At 58.9% G+C, this 18,246-nt stretch carries 15 protein-coding genes; 8 read left to right on the forward strand and 7 right to left on the reverse strand.

Annotated elements, in window-relative coordinates:
- Window positions 1–97: 97 nt before the first annotated feature.
- The gene (locus G411_RS0110975) at window positions 98–988 is read left to right on the forward strand and encodes a LysR family transcriptional regulator (protein WP_022959256.1); all 891 of its coding nucleotides are present in this window, start codon (window positions 98–100) and stop codon (window positions 986–988) included.
- Here G411_RS0110975 and G411_RS20190 read toward each other — a convergent pair.
- Window positions 939–1,718, reverse strand: a complete 780-nt coding sequence (locus tag G411_RS20190) for an HPP family protein (RefSeq protein WP_169530667.1) — start codon at window positions 1,716–1,718, stop codon at window positions 939–941. The genes G411_RS0110975 and G411_RS20190 overlap by 50 nt on opposite strands.
- A gap of 114 nt (window positions 1,719–1,832) precedes the next feature.
- Here G411_RS20190 and G411_RS0110985 point away from each other — a divergent pair, with 114 nt between their 5' ends.
- A complete protein-coding gene (locus G411_RS0110985) occupies window positions 1,833–2,678 on the forward strand; it encodes a LysR family transcriptional regulator (protein WP_028968352.1) in 846 nt (281 codons plus the stop codon).
- Between the two features lie 10 nt (window positions 2,679–2,688).
- Here the strand turns inward: G411_RS0110985 and purK are convergent, their stop codons facing one another.
- Window positions 2,689–3,753: a 5-(carboxyamino)imidazole ribonucleotide synthase gene (gene purK, locus G411_RS0110990; RefSeq protein ID WP_022959259.1), complete on the reverse strand. Its 1,065-nt coding sequence runs from the start codon at window positions 3,751–3,753 to the stop codon at window positions 2,689–2,691.
- Complete coding sequence (gene purE / locus G411_RS0110995) at window positions 3,753–4,244, reverse strand: 5-(carboxyamino)imidazole ribonucleotide mutase (protein WP_022959260.1); 492 nt, start codon at window positions 4,242–4,244, stop codon at window positions 3,753–3,755. Before purE ends, purK begins: the two co-directional genes overlap by 1 nt.
- A 221-nt stretch (window positions 4,245–4,465) precedes the next feature.
- Between purE and arsS the strand changes: the two genes are divergently transcribed.
- On the forward strand, window positions 4,466–5,416 hold the full coding sequence (gene arsS / locus G411_RS0111000; protein ID WP_022959261.1) for an arsenosugar biosynthesis radical SAM (seleno)protein ArsS: 951 nt from the start codon (window positions 4,466–4,468) through the stop codon (window positions 5,414–5,416).
- A gap of 54 nt (window positions 5,417–5,470) precedes the next feature.
- The gene (locus tag G411_RS0111005) at window positions 5,471–6,508 is read left to right on the forward strand and encodes an NADP(H)-dependent aldo-keto reductase (RefSeq protein ID WP_022959262.1); all 1,038 of its coding nucleotides are present in this window, start codon (window positions 5,471–5,473) and stop codon (window positions 6,506–6,508) included.
- Between the two features lie 13 nt (window positions 6,509–6,521).
- On the opposite strand, the gene G411_RS0111010 is transcribed toward G411_RS0111005, so the two are convergent.
- Both G411_RS0111010 and G411_RS0111015 read right to left on the reverse strand, forming a co-directional pair.
- Entirely contained in the window at window positions 6,522–8,621 is a 2,100-nt protein-coding gene (locus tag G411_RS0111010; protein WP_022959263.1) for a TonB-dependent receptor, read from the reverse strand.
- Between the two features lie 158 nt (window positions 8,622–8,779).
- Complete coding sequence (locus tag G411_RS0111015; RefSeq protein ID WP_022959264.1) at window positions 8,780–9,970, reverse strand: class I SAM-dependent rRNA methyltransferase; 1,191 nt, start codon at window positions 9,968–9,970, stop codon at window positions 8,780–8,782.
- A gap of 193 nt (window positions 9,971–10,163) precedes the next feature.
- Between G411_RS0111015 and G411_RS0111020 the strand changes: the two genes are divergently transcribed.
- Together G411_RS0111020 and G411_RS0111025 are read left to right on the forward strand one after the other, a co-directional pair.
- Complete coding sequence (locus G411_RS0111020) at window positions 10,164–11,411, forward strand: cytochrome P450 (RefSeq protein ID WP_022959265.1); 1,248 nt, start codon at window positions 10,164–10,166, stop codon at window positions 11,409–11,411.
- A gap of 62 nt (window positions 11,412–11,473) precedes the next feature.
- Window positions 11,474–11,869 (forward strand): DUF6491 family protein, encoded by a 396-nt coding sequence (locus G411_RS0111025; RefSeq protein WP_022959266.1) that lies wholly within the window; start codon window positions 11,474–11,476, stop codon window positions 11,867–11,869.
- Window positions 11,870–11,934: 65 nt separating this feature from the next.
- Here the strand turns inward: G411_RS0111025 and nadN are convergent, their stop codons facing one another.
- Together nadN and G411_RS0111035 are read right to left on the reverse strand one after the other, a co-directional pair.
- On the reverse strand, window positions 11,935–13,887 hold the full coding sequence (nadN, locus tag G411_RS0111030) for an NAD nucleotidase (RefSeq protein WP_022959267.1): 1,953 nt from the start codon (window positions 13,885–13,887) through the stop codon (window positions 11,935–11,937).
- Window positions 13,888–13,964: 77 nt separating this feature from the next.
- Entirely contained in the window at window positions 13,965–14,624 is a 660-nt protein-coding gene (locus tag G411_RS0111035) for a TetR/AcrR family transcriptional regulator (protein ID WP_022959268.1), read from the reverse strand.
- Window positions 14,625–14,759: 135 nt separating this feature from the next.
- Between G411_RS0111035 and G411_RS0111040 the strand changes: the two genes are divergently transcribed.
- Entirely contained in the window at window positions 14,760–17,159 is a 2,400-nt protein-coding gene (locus G411_RS0111040; protein WP_022959269.1) for a PEP/pyruvate-binding domain-containing protein, read from the forward strand.
- Window positions 17,160–17,188: 29 nt separating this feature from the next.
- Window positions 17,189–18,196 carry a TIGR03617 family F420-dependent LLM class oxidoreductase gene (locus tag G411_RS0111045; RefSeq protein WP_022959270.1) on the forward strand — a complete coding sequence of 336 codons (1,008 nt, stop codon included), beginning with the start codon at window positions 17,189–17,191 and terminating at the stop codon, window positions 18,194–18,196.
- Window positions 18,197–18,246 lie beyond the last annotated feature (50 nt).

The following is an 18,246-nucleotide window of genomic DNA, read 5'->3' on the forward strand; positions in this document are numbered from 1 at the left end:
TGCCACAGTCTAAATTGGTATCCCTCAAAGAAAAATCCGTTATTTGGTAAACTCATTGTTCCTGTGGTGCAACAGTGGCGTGCTGAGAGAGGAATAGATGAAGCATTGGGATGCGGTGGAAATTCTCGTGCAGGTGGTCGATAGCGGCAGCTTTTCGGCGGCGGCACGTCAACTGGGTATTTCCAAATCCCACGCCAGTCGCCGTTTGAGTGCACTGGAAAATCAGCTCGGTGTGCAGTTGCTCACTCGCAGCACCCGGTCGCTGGCGCTGACGGAAACCGGCGAGGCCTACTACCTGCGTTGCAAAAGCATTCTTGCCCAGATGCGGGAAACCGAGCTGGCGGTAATGGAGCAGCAGGATACCCCGCGCGGCAATCTGCGGATCAGTGTTGCCGGGGCCTTTGGCGAGCGCTATGTCGCACCTGCGGCGGCGGAGTTCTTGCACCTGCATCCGGCGCTAAACATGCACATCGATTTCAGCAGCCGCAATGTGGATTTGGTCGAGGAGGGCTACGACCTGGCGATTCGCGCGGGTACGCTGAGGGATTCCTCGTTGATTGCCCGGCGAATCGCCGAGCGACGCTTATTGATCTGTGGCAGCAGGGACTATTTCGATCGTTACGGCATACCGCAGAATCTGCGCGACCTGCGCAATCACAGCTGCCTGGTGGGATCATTGGCGACCTGGCGATTTCGCGAACGCGACGGCCAGCACAGCGAGCTAAAAGTGGAGGGCCGCTGGCGCAGCAACAATGGTCACGCACTGCTGGCGGCGGCTCGGCGAGGTCTGGGCCTGGTGCAGTTGCCGGAGTTTTACGTCTACGACGACCTGCAAGCCGGGCGGCTGCAGGCGGTGATGAACGACTACCAACCGACCGATACCGCGGTGTGGGCGGTGTACCCTCACAACCGCCATCTGTCTGCCAAAGTCAGTCTGTTTATCGACTTTCTCTGCGAGCGTTTCCGTCAGATTGACTATCTGAGTTGATCGCCGTCGGCTGCCGTCGTCTGGGGAAGCGCACGACCGTGGCGCTCGTTCGGCGCTGAGCCGCCAGTTGCTCGGCCTGTTGATAGACGCGCAATAACTCCTCCGGGCTCATGTCGACGAAGGTATCGAGACGGCTCATGGCCGCGGCAATATCCTGCTCGCCGACACCGGCCTGTGGGGCGCTCTCCGTCTGGTGATGTCGCGGATAGCGCCGCCAGGGAAAGACACTGTTGAACAGCATGCCCAGCAGTACCAGCAAGGTGGCATTGATCAAGACTGGATTGAGCAACAGGGCAAAACCCTGCGCGTGTATCGCGTCTCCGCCCATCACGGCAAACACGGCCGTGGCAATGCCGGGCGGATGCAGGCAGCGCAGATAGTACATCGCGCCAACGGACAGGCTGGTGGCTGAAATCACTGCCCATTCCAGTGGCAGATAGCGGTAACTCGCCACGCCGATAGCGCCCGCCACCAGATGTCCGGCCAGTACCGGCCAGGGCTGTGACAGCGCGCCGCCGGGGATGGCAAAGATCAATCCGGCGGAGGCGCCCATCGACGCCAGCGTCCAGGCTAAATAGTGGTCTCCCAGCAACCATTGATTCATCAGGCTCGCCAGACCGATCCCCAAGGCACTGCCCACAATCGACAGCCACTTTTCCAGATGTGAGGTGCTATTAGTTTCAACGCCCAGATAGCGGGCAACGGGATGAAGCAGGGTAAGGCGGGACACGCGTCGAAACTCCAGATACAGCATGGCGGTGATGAGCGGCGCAGTGTACGCTGGCTATTAAGTTCTGTTTAATGAATGTTTTTGTTATTTAAATTCACTATTTTTGTATTAAAAATGGATCGTTCACTGCTCTCAACCTTTCTGGAAATCATGAGCGCTGGCAGTCTGCTGGCCGCCGCCGAACGTCTGCATATCAGCCAAACAGCTGTGACTGCCAGACTCCACAGCCTTGAAGAGCAGCTCGGCTGTCGCCTGTTTGTGCGCAATCGCAGCGGTGCCCGACTGACGCCGGAAGGTGAGCGCTTTGCACCGCATGCTCGTCAGCTCCTGATCCATTGGGAGCAGGCGCAGCAAGCACTGCGTGAAGTGGATGTTGAGCGACCGCGACTGGCGGTAGGCGCGGAAACCAGTCTGTGGAATCCGCTGCTCAGCCGCTGGCTGGCCTGGATGAACCGGCAGCCATCTGCCTGCCGTCTCGATGCGCGGGTCGACGAGGCGGAGCGTTTGGGGGAGGCGGTGCAACAGCGGCAGCTCGATGCCGCATTGGTCCATCTTCCCCGTTACCACAGCGCCTTGCAGGTGGAGCTGCTGCTGGAGGAAACGCTGCTGCTGGTGGAAACGCCGCACCGCGACGGGCCGCTGTACCTGGTGGATTGGGGGCCGGGATTCGCCGAGCAGTTTGAGGCCAGCCTGCCGCATGAGCGAGAGGGGGCCAGTCACTGCACGCTGGGGCCGCTGGCGTTGCGTGCCATGCTCGACGGGGGCGGTCGGGGCTATTTTCGGCAACGGGTGGTGGCGCCGTATCTCCATAGCGGGGAATTACATACCGTGGCGGGGGCGCCGCAGTTCAGCTATCCGATATATCTGCAATACCGCCGGGAGGATGATCGACCACTGCTCAATGAAGCGCTGGCAGGTTTGCGCCAACTGGCCGCCGAAGACGCCCAGTGGCAGTTGTGACGCGAGGCGCTTAAAGCGCCTCGGCCACCCAATCCAGGGCCTTGCCGTAATGCTCGGGCAGCAGGGGGCGCAGCGCGGTCAGCGCGTCGTGAAGGGGGGCGGTTTCCGGGTGGTTGATATTGATATGGCCGAGCTTGCGGCCGGGGCGCACCTCTTTGCCGTACCAGTACACCTGGCAGGCGGGCACTTCCAGCCAGCGGGTTTCCCGCTCCATACCAATCAGATTAATCATCGCGCTCTGGCCACGCACTTCCGGGGCCTTCAGCGGCAGGCCGGCGACGGCGCGCAGGTGCATTTCAAACTGGCTGACGCAGGCGCCCGCCTGGGTCCAGTGGCCACTGTTGTGCACTCGCGGTGCCAGCTCATTGACGATCAGGGTATCGTCAACGCGGAAACACTCCATCGCCATCACGCCAACATAGCTCATGGCATCCATGATCTTGCCGAGCATGGCTTCCGCCTGGCCCTGCAGGTGGTTCACGCGGCGCAGCGGTGCGACAGACGCCATCAGAATGCCGTCACTGTGCAGATTCAGGGTGAGCGGATAGAAGACTTTCTTTCCATCACGGTCGCGCCCGCCGACCAGCGACAGTTCTTCCATAAACGGAATTTTCTGCTCGGCAATCGCCGTGCCGCGCCAGTCTTCGGGTACGGGTTCCGGCTGGGCACGGTCGAGCCAGTATTGCCCTTTGCCGTCGTAGCCGCCGGTGCGGCGTTTCAGCAGAACCTTTTCGCCCAGCGCATCGTGAAGCTCCCGGGATGCGGTTTCGGCTTCCACGTCACGCCACGGAGCTGTGGCAACGCCAAGGCTGTCGAGCAGCGACTTCTGGTGGAAGCGATCGGCGATGCGCCAGAATACGTCGGCGTTGACGAAGTTGGGGTGCTGGCTGAGCAGCGTGGTCATCGGGGTTTCCGGCCACTGTTCGCGCTCCGCTGTGACCAGATCGCCATCACCGATTTCCGGCAGATTGCGGTCGTCAGGGTCGAGCGGAATCACGCGCAGGGCCAGCGGGTAGGCCGCCTGTTGAAGCATGGCGCCCAGCTGACCGGCGCCCAGTACCCAAACTGTCTGCATCAGGCCTCCCGCGGATCCGGGTTGTCCAGCACGGCGTCGGTCTGGGTTTTGCGGAAGTGCTCGAGGCGTCCGGCGAGTTCAGTGTCGTGCGTCGCCAGAATCTGGCAGGCCAGCAGTCCGGCGTTAAATGCGCCAGCCGTGCCAATCGCCAGGGTGCCCACGGCGATCCCCTTGGGCATCTGCACGATCGATAGCAGGCTGTCCATGCCATTCAATGCGCGACTTTGCACTGGCACGCCCAGCACCGGCAGGCGGGTTTTGGAGGCCACCATGCCGGGCAGGTGAGCGGCGCCACCAGCGCCAGCGATAATGACAGAATAGCCGTTATCGACAGCGCTCTCGGCAAAGGCCATCAGTTTATCCGGGGTGCGGTGTGCAGAGACCACTTCTACGTGATGCTCCACGCCCAGTTCGGTCATGATCTCGGTGGCGGGGCGCATGGTGTCCCAATCGCTTTTAGAGCCCATGATCAGGGCGACTTTTGCTGACATTCGCTTTGGTCCTGTCGCGTGAAAACCGCGCATTATAAAGGAATTTTTCGCCGCTGCGCGCCTGAATTGGTGGTTTATTGAGCGGATTTGGCTTTCTTTGCGTGTTGCGAGTCGGTCCGGCGGGCTCTGCATCGGATTGTGGCGCGTATACCGCAGTACTGTCATCCGCGAAACGCATGTGGAACACTGCACTCAACGCCGCCATATCGCCTGGGAGAATCATGCACGAAACTCTGCCATTACTGGAGCTTATCGACTTTCCGTCGCTGAATCGGGGGGCACTGGAAACGCTGCAGGTGAACCTCGGTTATCGCTGCAATCAGCGCTGTCTTCACTGTCATGTGAATGCCGGGCCGACCCGAACTGAGATGATGACGGAGGAGCATCTTGCGCTGATCCCCAAGGTTTTGGCCGCACGTAATATTGCCCAGCTGGATTTGACGGGCGGTGCTCCGGAGCTGCATCCCGGGTTTCGCGATCTGGTGAGTGAGGCGACCGCGATGGGGGTGAAGGTTATCGACCGCTGTAACCTCACGATTCTGTTTGAGCCGGGGCAGGAGGGACTGGCAGAGTTTCTGGCTGACCAGGAGGTTGACGTGGTTGCGTCACTGCCCTGCTATTCTCTGGATAATGTCGATGCCCAGCGTGGCGAGGGCGTCTTCGACAAAAGTATCGCGGCACTGCAAACCCTGAATTCGCTGGGTTACGGCGAGCCGGGATCGGGGCGGGTGCTCAATCTGGTCTACAACCCGCAGGGGCCGTCACTGCCGCCCCAGCAGCAAGCGCTCGAGGCCGATTACCGCCGGGAGTTACAGGCGCACTTTGGGATTGTCTTCAATCAGTTGTTTGCGCTGGCGAATATGCCGATTCAGCGTTTTGGGTCTACGCTGATTTCCCGTGGGCAGTTCGGTGATTATCTGCAGTTGCTCAGGGACAGCTACAGTGAGGACAACCTGCTCTCAGTGATGTGTCGCAGCCTGGTCAGTGTGGATTGGCAGGGCTACCTTTACGACTGTGATTTCAATCAGCAGTTGGGCTTGGCGGTTCCCGGTTCACGTCGGCATCTGCGCGATTTGCTCACGGACAGTTTGGATGAGCAGCCAATTCGAGTTGCGGGGCACTGTTTCGGCTGCACGGCCGGGCAGGGCAGCAGTTGCGGAGGTGCGTTGTAGGGGGTGTCCCGACAGCGTGAGCCCAAACCTTTACGATCAAAACAGGGAAGAACTATGCGTTATCGATTGCTGGGCGACTCGACGATCGAGGTCAGCGAAATTTGCCTGGGGACCATGACCTGGGGTGAGCAGAACAGCCGGGACGAAGCGTTTGCGCAAATGGATTATGCGCGGTCTCGTGGCGTCAATTTTTTCGACACTGCTGAGATGTATCCGGTGCCACCCGTCGCCGAGACGCAGGGCCGTACCGAGCAGTACATCGGCCACTGGCTGCGCCAGCGTGGCAAGCGTGATGATATTGTGCTGGCCAGCAAAGCGACGGGGCCGGGGCACGAACATATTCGACAGGCAGCCGGGCTGACGCGTGACAGCCTGCTCGCCGCATTTGAAGGCAGTCTGGCGCGTCTGCAAACCGATTATCTCGACCTCTATCAGATTCATTGGCCCAATCGCGAAACGAATTTTTTCGGCAAGCTTGGCTATCAATACAGCGAAGACAGTCACGATGTGCTCGCCAACCAGCATGAACTGCTGGCGACGTTGGCAGATCTGGTGGCGGCGGGACAGATTAAAACGGTCGGCCTGAGCAATGAGACCCCCTGGGGCGTGATGAACTTCCTGAGGCTGGCTGACCGCTATGCGCTGCCGAGGGTGGTGAGTATTCAGAACCCCTACAATCTGCTTAATCGCAGTTTTGAAGTGGGTTTGGCGGAAATGGCGATGCGAGAGCGGGTGGGCTTGCTGGCCTATTCCCCGCTGGCCTTCGGTGTGTTGGCGGGCAAGTACCGTGACGGGGCGCGACCGGCGGGGGCACGCCTGACGCTATTTGATCGTTTTCAGCGCTATAACAACCCCCAGGCTGTCGCGGCAGCCGAGGCCTATGCGCAAGTGGCCGAAAAGCACGGTTTGGACGTTGCGCAGATGTCGCTGGCTTTTATCAATCGCCAGCCATTTGTGACCAGCAATATTATCGGCGCGACCAGCCTGACTCAGCTCAAGAGCAATATCGACAGCGCCGGTCTGGCGCTGAGCGAGGCGGTGCTAAGCGATATCGAGGCTGTGCATACGGCGCATCCTAATCCCGCGCCATGATCAGTGTGTGCGATCAGAAGCGGTAGCTGAGTCGCGCGCCGTATTCTTTCGGGTCGCCGACAAAGACGGCGTCGATACCCAATGACGGGTTGTTGAACCGGTCGGTGACGTAAAAGGTATCCGTCAGGTTTTTGCCGTAGAGCTCGGCGCGCCAACTGTCGTTTTGCCAGCCCAGTCGGGCGGAAAACAGGTCGCGGGCATCGGCCATCAGGGTCGGCGTATTCTCTCGGTCGGTGAAGCTGTTTTCACTGCGCGACCAGCTCAGGTCGGCAAACAGGCCGCTGCTGTGTTGGTAATTCAATCCCAGCGTGGCGGTCAGGCGGGGTGCATTGGGGAAGTGCTTGCCGTTAAAACTTTCTTCTTCATCGATATAGTCGACAAATTCCGTGTCGGTATAGCCGACGCCGCCAAACAGGCTCAGCCCGGCCAGCAGCTCGCCACGGAACTCCAGTTCTATCCCCTGAGCACGCGCTTCACCGGCGTTGTCGGTGCGGAAGGTGGAGGCATCCACGCGTACACCAATCTGCATATCGTCGTAATCCACACGGAACAAGCTGCCCTGAACATACCAGCGCTCGCCCTGATATTTCAGACCGAGATCCCAGTTCTTGGTGTACTCGGGGCCGTAGGTGGGCGACTGCCCATCACTGACGAAATCCACTGAGCCCGCACGGTAACCGTAGCTGTGGGTAATAAAGGCGCTGAGAACATCGGTAATCTGATAGCTGAGCGCGAGTTTGGGCAACCATACCTCGTCGCCGTTGGGGGCGGTGGCGTCGCTGTCCAGCACCGCTGCCAGTACGGGGCCAACATTGGTGGGTAGCGTGGTGCCGGTGATCGGGTCGACCGGGTAGGCCTCGTCAACGATAAAGGCGCTGCGATTATCGGCGTCGTTTTCCTCATAGCGCGCGCCAAGCGTCAAGGTCAGCGACTGGCTGAGGTCGATGTCTGCTTCAGCGTAAAGCGCCTGCGTTTCCGCTTCCCGCTTGGCCAGCAGATCGGCGAAGGCGCGCACCTGAAGGCCACTTATCGAGTAAATCAGCCCTTCAGTACGCGAACTGCCATCCAGCGTGTCTTCGGCATAGTAAGCGCCAACCACGGCCCGCAATCCGGGGCGGTCGATATGGAAGCGCAGCTCTGCAGCATTGTTTGTCGCGTCGGTGGTGTTAACGAAAAAGCCGTTATCGTCGGCGGAAACGTCGTAGTCACCCTTGCGGCGGTTGTAGCTGTCGGAGTGGCTTAGAATCCACTCCAGGCGGCTGGTTTCGCCGATTTGCAGCTGTTGGTTCAGGCTGACCAGCAAGGTGTCGTCGAGGTAATACCCATCAACATTATCGGTAGAGATACGCTGCTCTGCGGTGGCGGGCGGAATGTACTCATTGCCTTCGCGGAGCTTGGTGGATTGCACATTCAGCATGGCCTGATAGCGGTCGCCCGCCCAGCCCAGTTTGGCGCGTTGCAGATACCGCGTGCGGGCCTGCCACTCGTCATCGTAGAGCGTAGTATTGGTGACTTCGCCATCGCTGTGGTTTGTCTCGCCGGCGTAGCGTGCGGAAAAGCCGCCACCCAGTGCACCGCCAACCGCAATGCCCGCTTCTTGTCCGCCGTAGTTGGAGACACCGGCTTTGACTTGTCCGTTCAGCTCGTCGCCGGGATCGCGGGTATTGATGAAGATTGCCCCCGCCAGTGAGCCGGGGCCGAAGGCTGTTGACTGCGGGCCACGGTAGAATTCCACTTGCTCCACATCCCAGGTGTTACCTACACCCCGGCCTGGCGCACGGGCACCATCGATAAATACGCTGACGGTCGGTCGTCCGGCACCGCCGGGGCCGATACCCTCGTTGGAAATGCCGCGCACCGAGAATTTGTCTTCCTTGGCGGCGTTCACATTGGGTGTGCGCAGCAGCAGGTCGTACAGATCGCGAATATTGCGCGCCTCAATCTCCTGCTCGCTCACAATGCTGATGCTGGAAATGGTTTCCAGGCTGCTGCGTTGCATCGGTTCGCCGGTTACGCGGATTTCTTCCAGCTTGGTTGGCGTTGCGGCAAGGCCGAGCTGGCTTAGGCTGGCAGCGAGTACGGCGGCACTGAGGCGGTAGGGGCGATGCGGCATGGGGTGTCCTGAGAGTCGGTTTTTGTAGTGAAGGCGCAAATAATAAGCAATCTCAGTAACGGTTTAAATAGCGGCCGTCGCTTAAACGCCGATACTCGCGTTTTTAATGAGAGGAATTGGGTAGATTGCAGCGGAAAACCATCTTCCGCTGCGTGTGACTAGGCGCGACAGATTCGACTGAGCACCGCTTTCAGATACCGCGTTTCGGGAATGGCGGGATGCACGGGGTGATCAGCGCCTTGCATGCCCTCCGCTAAAATCTGGGCGTGGCGGTCGATATGTCGTGACGCCGCACGAACGATATCCAGCAGTTCCTCTCTTGGCATATGCATCGAACAGGAGCCCGACAGCAGGTAGCCGCCGGGCTCAAGCAGCCGCATCGCCAGCTCGTTGATACGGCGATAGGCCTGAATGCCTTCTTTCTGATCTTTCTTGCGTTTTATAAAGGCGGGAGGATCAACCACAATCACATCGAAGCGCTGACCGTCTTCCTTGAGCTGGCGCAGTGCCGCGAAGGCATCGCCGTGCAGCGTGTTAAAACGGTCGCTGATACCGTTCAGCGCGGCATTTTCGTGGGCCTTTTCCAGCGCCAGTTCAGAGGCATCATTACACCAGACTTCGCTGGCGCCAAAGGCGCCCGCCTGTACGCCGAAGCTGCCCACATAGCTGAACACGTCCAGTACACGTTTGCCTTTGACGATATCCCGCAGCCAGGCGCGGTTGGGGCGCTGGTCGTAGAACCAGCCGGTCTTCTGGCCACTGGCCAGCGGCGCCACAAAGCGAACGCCGTTTTCTACCAGTTCAACATCCTCCGGCGACTGACCGAGCACGCACTCCACCTCGCTGGGCAGGCCTTCCAGCTGGCGAACCGAGGCGTCGTTGCGCAGCAGGATGGAGGCGGGAGCAAGCAGTTTCTCCAGCGCTGCCAGCACGGGCTCACGCAGCGCTTCCATTCCCGCCGTATTGAATTGAACCGACAGATGATCGCCGAAGCGGTCGACGACCAGGCCGGGAAGCAGATCGCTTTCCCCGTAGACGAGCCGATAGCAAGGGTGCTCGAAAAGCTGTTCTCGCAAGGCAAGCGCCTGCTGAAGTCGTTGTTCGATATCGCGCTGTGCGAACGGTGTTTGCCCCTGACTCAACAGTCGCGCGCAGATCAGGGACTGGGGATTCACATACGCGACGCCCAGCGGCTTTCCCTGAGACGACTCCACCAGCACTTGCTGTCCGGGTTCGAAACTCTTCAGCGGGCTGGCCTGTTTATCCACCTCGTTGCTGTAAATCCACAGGTGTCCTCCCCGCAGGCGGCGTTCTTCGTTCTTGTTCAATCGCAGGGTAGCCAGGGTCATGGTCGGTGCTCGCAGGAGGGGACGTGAAGGGGCGCATTATCGATGAATGTTGCCGCTTCGACCAGTGGCCTGACCCGAAATGAACTCGCTGGGGCAGAGTGTCTCTGCTAGCTTGTGAGGGTGATATATCCACGATTTACGACCACTAAAAAAACAATAATGGCCCGATTAGGCCCATGTCGAGGAGAGCGTTATGAGTCAGTGTCCCCACATTAATCTGTTGAGTTTGGATGCCTATGTTGGCGGTATGCCCTATGAGGAGCTGGCAAAAGTCCGTCAGCAGGGTTCGATGGTTTACATGGACGACCCGGAGAACGGTGTGCCCTATTGGGCGGTGGTTAAACGCGATGCGCTGGATTTTGTATCTCAGCATCCTGAATTGTTTTCCTCCAATCTCAAGGGGGCCTTTCCGATGGAAGTGCCGCCAGAGGAAGTTGAGATTCAGGCGGTGATGCAGGAGAACATCATCATTGCCATGGATCCCCCCAAGCATATGAAGTATCGCAAGATTCTTCGCGACGCCTTCACGCCCAAGGCGGTGGCGGATATGGAGAGCTGGTTGAGAAAGGGGGCGCGTCAGATTGTTGATCGTGTGGCGAAAAAAGGACGCTGCGAGTTTGTGGAAGAGGTCGCCGCCGAGCTGCCGCTGATGGCGATTCTCGAATTGCTGGGTGTGCCGCAGGAAGACAGAAAGCAGTTCTTCGACTGGACCAATACCATGACCTTTGCCGATGATCCCGATGTGGCAACGACGCGCGATGAGGCCAATGCCGCCAGCTTCGAGGTGATTGCCTACGCGGCGGAACTGGCTGCCAAGCAGCGCGAGAACCCCACCAGTCCGGTGGTGCAGGCGCTGCTCAATGGCGAGGTGGATGGTGAGCCAGTTACCGAAGAAATGTTTGCCTGGATGTTCATCCTGATTATGGTGGGCGGCAATGAAAGCACGCGCACGGCGACCTCTCACGGTATGCGACTGCTGATTGAGCATCCTGACCAGCTGCAGCATCTGGTCGACCACCCGGAAGATATTCCCGACGCCATCGAAGAAATGTTGCGCTACAACACTGCATTTATCGCCATGCGTCGCACGGCCACGCAGGATGTTGAGTGGAATGGCCACCATATCAAGAAAGGCGATAAAGTGATCCTGCACTATCACGCGGTCAACCACGATGAAGACGTGTTTGGCGACGATGCGCTGACCTTTGATATTCACCGTGCCAAGCGGATGCCCACCCTTCGACGTGATATTCGCGCCTTTGGCATCGGCGAACACTTCTGCCTCGGTATGAACCTGGCGAGGATGGAATTGAAGGTCATCTTCGAAGAGCTGATTCCCCGTTTGCGCAATCCCGAATTTGCTGGAGAGGTACGCTATATGCGCTCCTTCTTCATCAACACCATAAAGGCGATGCCTATTCGCTTTGACCCGGAGGGGTGACGTGGGGAACCGCTGCGCGAATGCTGACTCGAAACGAGTAGAGCAAGCAGGAGAGCATGGTAATGAAACAGCGAATGGTAATGATAGCGGCGTTGAGCGCAGGCTTGCTGCTGGCAGCCTGCGCCTCGTCGCCAGAACAGACGACTGAGGATATTCTGAGTAAACGCGGCTACGCGGTGGCCGAGCGAGTTGAGCGTATCAAGAACTACCGCATCAACGGCTGGAATTATGTAGACGATCGACACGTGATTTTTGGCGCGGGACCTCGCGACAATTATCTGGTGACGTTGACCATGGACTGCACGGATCTTCGTGGCGCCGAACACATTGGGTTTACCACAACGACCGATGATGTCACGCCCTTTGATCAGCTCGTGGTTAAAACCTCCATCGGACCGATGAAATGCCCGATTGAAAGTCTGCACAAGCTCAACAAGGTGGAGAAAACGGAGGAATAACTCCGCGCAACGCAGTAGCAAAAAAGGCGGCCAGAGGCCGCCTTTTTCTTTTGGTTATAACGAACTCAGTAACCGCTGCAACTGCCGCTGCTGTGATTGCAACCGTCGCGGCCGATATACGACTGAGTGGAGTACTCACTGGCAGGCAATTTACCGAGGGCGGCGCCATCGTCACTCAGCCATTCCATAAAGCTGACGAAGCCCTGCGCGTATTCAGTGAAGGTATCGACAAAGTTTCCCGCATCATAGATCGGGCCAAAGGCGTCGTAACCGTCCTGTCCTGAGGCGATAAAGTCGTTGGTAACCACGGTGTAAGTCGCCGCCAGATCCAGCGTACTCCAACTGCCTGCAACACGGGGGTTCACTTCGATGTTGCTGATACGACTGCCTTTTGCCGCCGAGGCATCAACGGCGTAGCGAAGACCGGAGGCGTAGGGGTAAGACCCGGTAGAGCCGCCGTTGTCGAGTGCGTTGGACAGCGCATCTTCCAATACATCGACGATCTGTTGGCCGCTCATCTCCAGCGTGACCAGCGTGTTCGAGAAGGGGAGCAGCGTATAGGCATCGGCGATGGTGAAGTCGCCTGCCGCCACATCAACGCGAACGCCGCCACCGTTTTGAATGCCAATGTCAGCGGTGGGTGTGACGGTCATAAATGCCTTGGCGACGATATTGGAAATATCGGAACCCATGGCCGATGTCGCAGAAACGTCGCAAAGGCTGGAGCGGCCTTGGCCGGGGAAACGCTCCAGACACAGGTCATCGCTGATACTGCCAATCACGGTTTGCTTCAGCACTTCCGTTTCCGCGGCAAAGTCATCAACCAGCGCCTGAGTGGTGGCGTCAGGTAAGGTCATCACCAGTTCCGGATAGGCGGTTAGCGCTTGAGTAAGAAGATAGTTGTCGCCGCTGTCGAGTGGGCGGGTTTCGCTATCGCTGTAGCTGTACGCAAACTGATTGCTGATGGGCATATACGGCTGACCGGCACAACTGGTGACCACGCCGTCTTCGTCGAAGCTTACGTCCAGCTTGCCCATCAGATGAGCGTATTCCCAAGCCTGTACCACACACACCGGGTCGCCATCTTTATTGCTGACCTGTGTTGGGTAGTCGCCAACCGGGTTAAAGCCCAGTGCGTCGAAGCTGTCCCCGCCCAGCAGTGAATGCGAGTCGCCGCCGACAATCACATCGACGCCGGTTAACTGCGCTGCCAGGGCCAGGTCGCTTTGATACTGGTAGTGGGTCAGCAGAATAATCTTGTTCACGCCCATTGCCGTCAGCTCGTCGATGTACTGCTGCGCGGTGGTGGCTTCGTCGAGGAACTCGGTGCCGTCATCGGGCTGGGAAGAGTTTTTGGTTTTGCCGGCGATGTCGATGCCGATAATGCCGATGGTCTCGCCTTCGCGTTTCACCAGCGTGTACGGCTGGATATAGCCACTGTTGATGGCAGACGTCGGTGCCGGGCTGACGTTGGCGGCCAGCGCCGGTGTCTGACAGGCAGTGGAATTCAGTGCATCGAGAAAATACGCCAGACCACTGTCGCCGTCGTCAAACTCGTGGTTGCCCAGTGCAAAGGCGTCGAAGCAGATCTGGTTCATTACGGCGGCGTCAGCCACGCCTTTGAACAGGGTGTAGAACAGCGTGCCCGTTACCGCATCGCCGGCATGGAGTTTGATCACATTGCTGCTTTGATTCGACAGGGTATTGAAGAGCGAGACCAGCATCGGGAAACCGCCATAGTTAACCGAAATCTCTGCCGGGGTTTCTCCTGCGTCATTTTGTGCCGACAGCCCCAGCGACGAGACATCAAAGTCGAAACTGTCGGACTCGATATGGGAGTGGTGGTCGTTCATGTGCAGAATGGTCAGATCAATGGCGCGACCGCCAAGCTCACCGGCCGGGCCTTGTTCACCCTGAGGCCCGGCTGGGCCGCGTTCGCCATCGTCGCCGTCGAGAGAACAGCCGCTGATAAGAGCGGTACCAAGTAGAGTGGCAAATGCCAGCTTTTTCAGGCGCATGATCAAACTCCTAACGCAGTGTGAGATTCAAAACCTGCAGCGTAAGAAGTTTGTGGGAAATCCCGGTGACAGCCCGGTTACGGTTTTGTGGCGGACGCCGTGGCGGTCTGCAACAGCGCCATCAATGAGCGCACGTGGTGGTCAATGTATTCGTCACTCTCGGGGCTGACCCCCAATACGCGCTCGGTAATGGGCGCGACATTCACGAGGTAGATCAACGCGCCGGACAGAATGTGGAGAAGATCAATCACATTGCCTTTGGGGAGTAGGCCCTGTTGTTGCCCAAGCTCAATGATCGCCGTGCCACGCTGAAAGTCGCTTCTGAAAAAATGCGCCACCATCCAGTCGAGCCGGGGGCCGGGGGTGGAGGCTTCCTGAAACATCAGCTTGACCCATTGCGGGTGGTCAAAGGTGAAGCGCAGTACACGCCGACAAAGCTGCCAGATGAGTTCGTCGGGCTCGACGCTGCTGTCGTTTTCATCCAGATAGCGGGGTAGGGCGTCGTCGCGCTCTTGCCAGATGTAGCGAATGCTCTCCTGCCAGAGCGACTTCTTGTTTTCAAAGTGATATTGAACCAGCGACTTTTGTACCTTGGCAGCCTCGGCAACAGCGCCAATCGAGGTGCCATCGTAACCCTGTTGAGCAAACAGCTCGGCGGCAGCGGCCAGGATTTGGCGGCGCTTTGATGCCCGGCTGTCGTCGGTCGTACTGGGTATGGCTGCGTCTGAGTGGCTCATCGATGAAATGCTCGGGGCCCTGTGTCGGATTGTCGTTGAAGTATACCGCGATCATCGCTCGTGGCGGCGCCGGTTGACTTTATACTCTGGCTATACGATCGTATAGTTTTTCCGTTCAGCAGGAAACTGTGGCGTATGACAACAATAAAAACGTCTGCCAGTGTGCGTTGGATCGAAGACATAGAGCCTGCCCGTGATCCGGTCGGCGGTAAGGCTGAGGGACTGTCCAGGCTGATTACCTGGGGACTGTCGGTGCCTCGCGCCTTTGTCATTATCAATGCACAGGAGGGCGGCTACGAAGAATCCGCCATCGCGCGATATCGCGAGCTGGGAGCGGCTAAGGTTGCGGTTCGCTCCTCGGCGTTGGGCGAGGACGGCAGCGAAAGCTCCTTCGCCGGGCTCTACGAAACCGTACTGAATGTGCAGGGTGAAGATGCGCTTAAGGACGCAATCGAGCGCTGTGTCGCCTCGTTGCACAGTGCTCGGGCGCAGGCCTATCAGCAGCAGAAAGCCCTGCCGGAAACCCAAATGTGTGTCGTGGTACAGCAGATGGTGGAGGCCCGCTCGGCGGGTGTGTTGTTCAGCGCAGACCCAGTCTCCGGTCGACACGACCGACTGGTTATCGACGCGGTCGAGGGATTGGGCGAGGCGTTGGTGAGTGGGGATCAAACGCCCGATCACTATGAGTACGACCTCGACAATACGCTGTGCTTTGAGGACTTGGTGGGCGAGGCGCCAATACTTTCGCCGCCGCAGCGTCAGCAATTGGTCGAACAGGCGCGCGCGGCGGTTGCTGCCGCCGGTCAGCCTCTCGATATGGAGTGGGCGTTCGACGATGAGGGGCAACTCAAGTGGCTGCAGGCTCGCCCCATCACGACGCTGGGCTCTGACCTTAACGAATTGAATACGCCACTGGCTGATGAGGATGTGGTGACCCGCTGCAATATCGGCGAGATGATGCCGGGGGCCAGTTGCCCGCTGACATTCTCCACTACCGGTCGCAGCATCGAAAAAGGCATGCAGCATATGCATGTCAGCTATGCCGGTCGTCCCGCAATTACCGACGAGTGGACGCAGGTCGCAATGTGCAGTGGCAAAATGTTTTTGAACCTCAGTGGCTCGGCAGCCACGGTTTCCACCGTGCTGGGGACTGATGTGAAATCCATGGGGTTGAGTATTTGCGGTCGCATTGTTGAAGAGCTTAAAGAGCCGCCGAAACGCAATGGTCTGATTCGGCTTGGTGGCATGTTCCGCCTGCTGCGTTATTTACGGCGCGCCGATGCCGTCATTGACGCCTTCAAGCAACGCGCGGGGGGCTTCAGTCTTCCCGTTCGCGGCAGCAGTATTGAGCTGGCGGAGGCCCTCGATCAGGCGCAAGCATTTTACGTCGAGGCGATGGCGGTACATCTGCAATCCTCTGCCACATCGGGCTTCGCCAGCAATGTCTTGCAGGCCATCATCTCCGGCGGTCAGGAGAGCAGTCCGGAAGAAGAGGCTGAAGGCGCGCGGCTGATGGCCGGGGCCAAAGGTGTGGAGTCGGCCGTACTGGTCGATCAGCTCGATGCTCTGGTCGATGAGATTGCGGCTCATCCCGATGCCCTGGCGAAGTTTGTCGACTGTCGTTGCGAAGACGCCTTGCTCTGGCTTCAGGACGAGGCGCCGGATGCCATTACCACGGCGTATAACGCCTTTCTTGAGCGCCACGGTCATCGCGCCTACCGGGAGCTGTGCATGCGCGAGCGGTGCTGGGCGGATGCCCCCGAAACCTTGATCGCCACCATGCAGGCGTCGGTCAATGCGCGTCTTCAGGGGCGCGAGGCAGCGCCCCGTCCGGACGCGGTCAACCTCCACGAGCTCAGTCGGGCGCTGCGCTGGATTGTGCCCAAGGCGCACAATGCTGTTCGTCGACGCGAGGCCACAAAATCTCTGCTGGTGGATATTGCCAATCGCTTCAAACGCAGCTATCGCGCACTGGGGGAACAGTTGGTCGCGGAAGGGCGGCTCGATGACGCGGATCTGGTGTTCTTTTTTCTGCACGAAGAACTGGTGGATTTTGTGCGCAGCGATGCGTCGGCGCCGAGTCAGGCGGCTTGGTGCGAGCGAGCAAAGCAGCGGCGGCTGGCGCTGTCATTTCAGGACCGACTGGAGTTTGATGAGATCTGCGTGGGCACTCCGCAGCCGATTGATCTTCGCGGCCAGTTGGCGAATAGCGAGGGCGAGCTTGTGGGGAGGCCGGTATCCCGAGGGGTGGTGGAAGGTCGCGCCCGGGTCGCCTTCAGCGTATCGGAAGCTGCGGCGCTCCAGCCCGGTGAAATCCTGGTCGCGCCAATCACTGATGTGGGTTGGACCCCGTATTTCAGCCTGATCTCCGGCCTCATTACTGACGTCGGAAGTGCGGTTTCCCACGGCGCAGTGATCGCGCGGGAATACGGTCTGCCTGCCATCGTTAATACCCGTATGGGGACAAAACACATTCGCACCGGCGACCGTGTGCGGCTCGATGCGGAAACCGGTGTCGTCACGGTGCTGAGCTGATACCCCGTCATACACGAAGAGAACTTGCTATGAAAATCGATGGTCCATTTTATGCGACGCTGGGCGGCGCCGCCGCCGAAGCCAAACGGCTGGCCGCTATCGGCTACGATGGGGTCTACACCCTTGAGGGTAGCTGGGACCCGTTTCTGCCCCTGGCGTTGGCCAGCGAGCATGCACCCTCGCTGGATATTGCCACCGGTATCGCCGTCGCCTTTCCCAGAAACCCTTCTCATATCGCCTATCAGGCCTGGGACCTGCAGACCTTCTCGAAGGGCAAGTTTATGCTGGGTATCGGTTCGCAGATCAAAGCCCATATCGAGAAGCGCTTTGGGCTGGAATTTGATCCACCCGCGTCGCGGATGCGCGAATACATTCAGGCCGTCAAAGCCTTTTTTGACTGCTGGCAGAACGGCAGCAAACTCGACTTTCAGGGTAAGTTTTACCGCCATACACTGATGACCCCGATGTTTAACCCCGGTCCCAACCCCTACGGGCCGCCGCCCATTATGCTCGGCGCACTGGGGCCGAAAATGACCGAAGTGGCGGGCGAGGTCGCCGACGGCCTGATCGTACACCCGTTCAACAGCCTGCCGTTCCTGGAAGAGCGCGCATTGCCTGCCGTGCGCCGTGGCCTCGACAAAGCGGGGCGATCCATCGATGACTTCCTTCTGCAGGTCAATGCCATTGTCATTACTGGCGAAAGTGAAGAGGAATACCGGGCCGCTGAAAACAGCGTGAAAGGATTGCTGGGCTTTTACGCCTCCACCCCGGCCTATCGACCGCCGATGGAAGCGGTGGGGCTGGGCGAGCTGCAACCCAGACTCAATGCGCTTTCCAAAGAGGGAAAATGGGACCAGCTCGGCGACTACATTGACGACGAGTTTCTCGACGCCTTCTGTGTGCGGGGAGAGCCCGGTGACATCGCCGCAAAACTCAAGGCGCGCTATGGCGAGTATGCGGACCGACTGGCAATCTACGCGCCCTATGCGGCGAGTGATGCCATGTGGACGGGGATCGTCGCGTCATTGAAGTCCTAATTCACTGAGTCATGGCCTCCGCTGGTGCGTGGCGGCCTTGTCACATCAAG

It is taken from the genome of Spongiibacter tropicus DSM 19543 (assembly GCF_000420325.1).
In the GTDB taxonomy this organism is placed as follows: Bacteria; Pseudomonadota; Gammaproteobacteria; order Pseudomonadales; family Spongiibacteraceae; genus Spongiibacter; species Spongiibacter tropicus.

Coding starts and splice junctions, on each gene's coding strand:
- G411_RS0111035 (WP_022959268.1), bottom strand. CDS start 14,624: ATGAGCCACTCAGACGCAGCCATACCCAGTACGACCGACGACAGCCGG.
- G411_RS0111045 (WP_022959270.1), top strand. CDS start 17,189: ATGAAAATCGATGGTCCATTTTATGCGACGCTGGGCGGCGCCGCCGCC.
- G411_RS0111005 (WP_022959262.1), top strand. CDS start 5,471: ATGCGTTATCGATTGCTGGGCGACTCGACGATCGAGGTCAGCGAAATT.
- G411_RS0111025 (WP_022959266.1), top strand. CDS start 11,474: ATGAAACAGCGAATGGTAATGATAGCGGCGTTGAGCGCAGGCTTGCTG.
- G411_RS0110975 (WP_022959256.1), top strand. CDS start 98: ATGAAGCATTGGGATGCGGTGGAAATTCTCGTGCAGGTGGTCGATAGC.
- nadN (WP_022959267.1), bottom strand. CDS start 13,887: ATGCGCCTGAAAAAGCTGGCATTTGCCACTCTACTTGGTACCGCTCTT.
- purE (WP_022959260.1), bottom strand. CDS start 4,244: ATGTCAGCAAAAGTCGCCCTGATCATGGGCTCTAAAAGCGATTGGGAC.
- G411_RS0110985 (WP_028968352.1), top strand. CDS start 1,833: ATGGATCGTTCACTGCTCTCAACCTTTCTGGAAATCATGAGCGCTGGC.
- purK (WP_022959259.1), bottom strand. CDS start 3,753: ATGCAGACAGTTTGGGTACTGGGCGCCGGTCAGCTGGGCGCCATGCTT.
- G411_RS0111015 (WP_022959264.1), bottom strand. CDS start 9,970: ATGACCCTGGCTACCCTGCGATTGAACAAGAACGAAGAACGCCGCCTG.
- G411_RS0111040 (WP_022959269.1), top strand. CDS start 14,760: ATGACAACAATAAAAACGTCTGCCAGTGTGCGTTGGATCGAAGACATA.
- arsS (WP_022959261.1), top strand. CDS start 4,466: ATGCACGAAACTCTGCCATTACTGGAGCTTATCGACTTTCCGTCGCTG.
- G411_RS0111010 (WP_022959263.1), bottom strand. CDS start 8,621: ATGCCGCATCGCCCCTACCGCCTCAGTGCCGCCGTACTCGCTGCCAGC.
- G411_RS0111020 (WP_022959265.1), top strand. CDS start 10,164: ATGAGTCAGTGTCCCCACATTAATCTGTTGAGTTTGGATGCCTATGTT.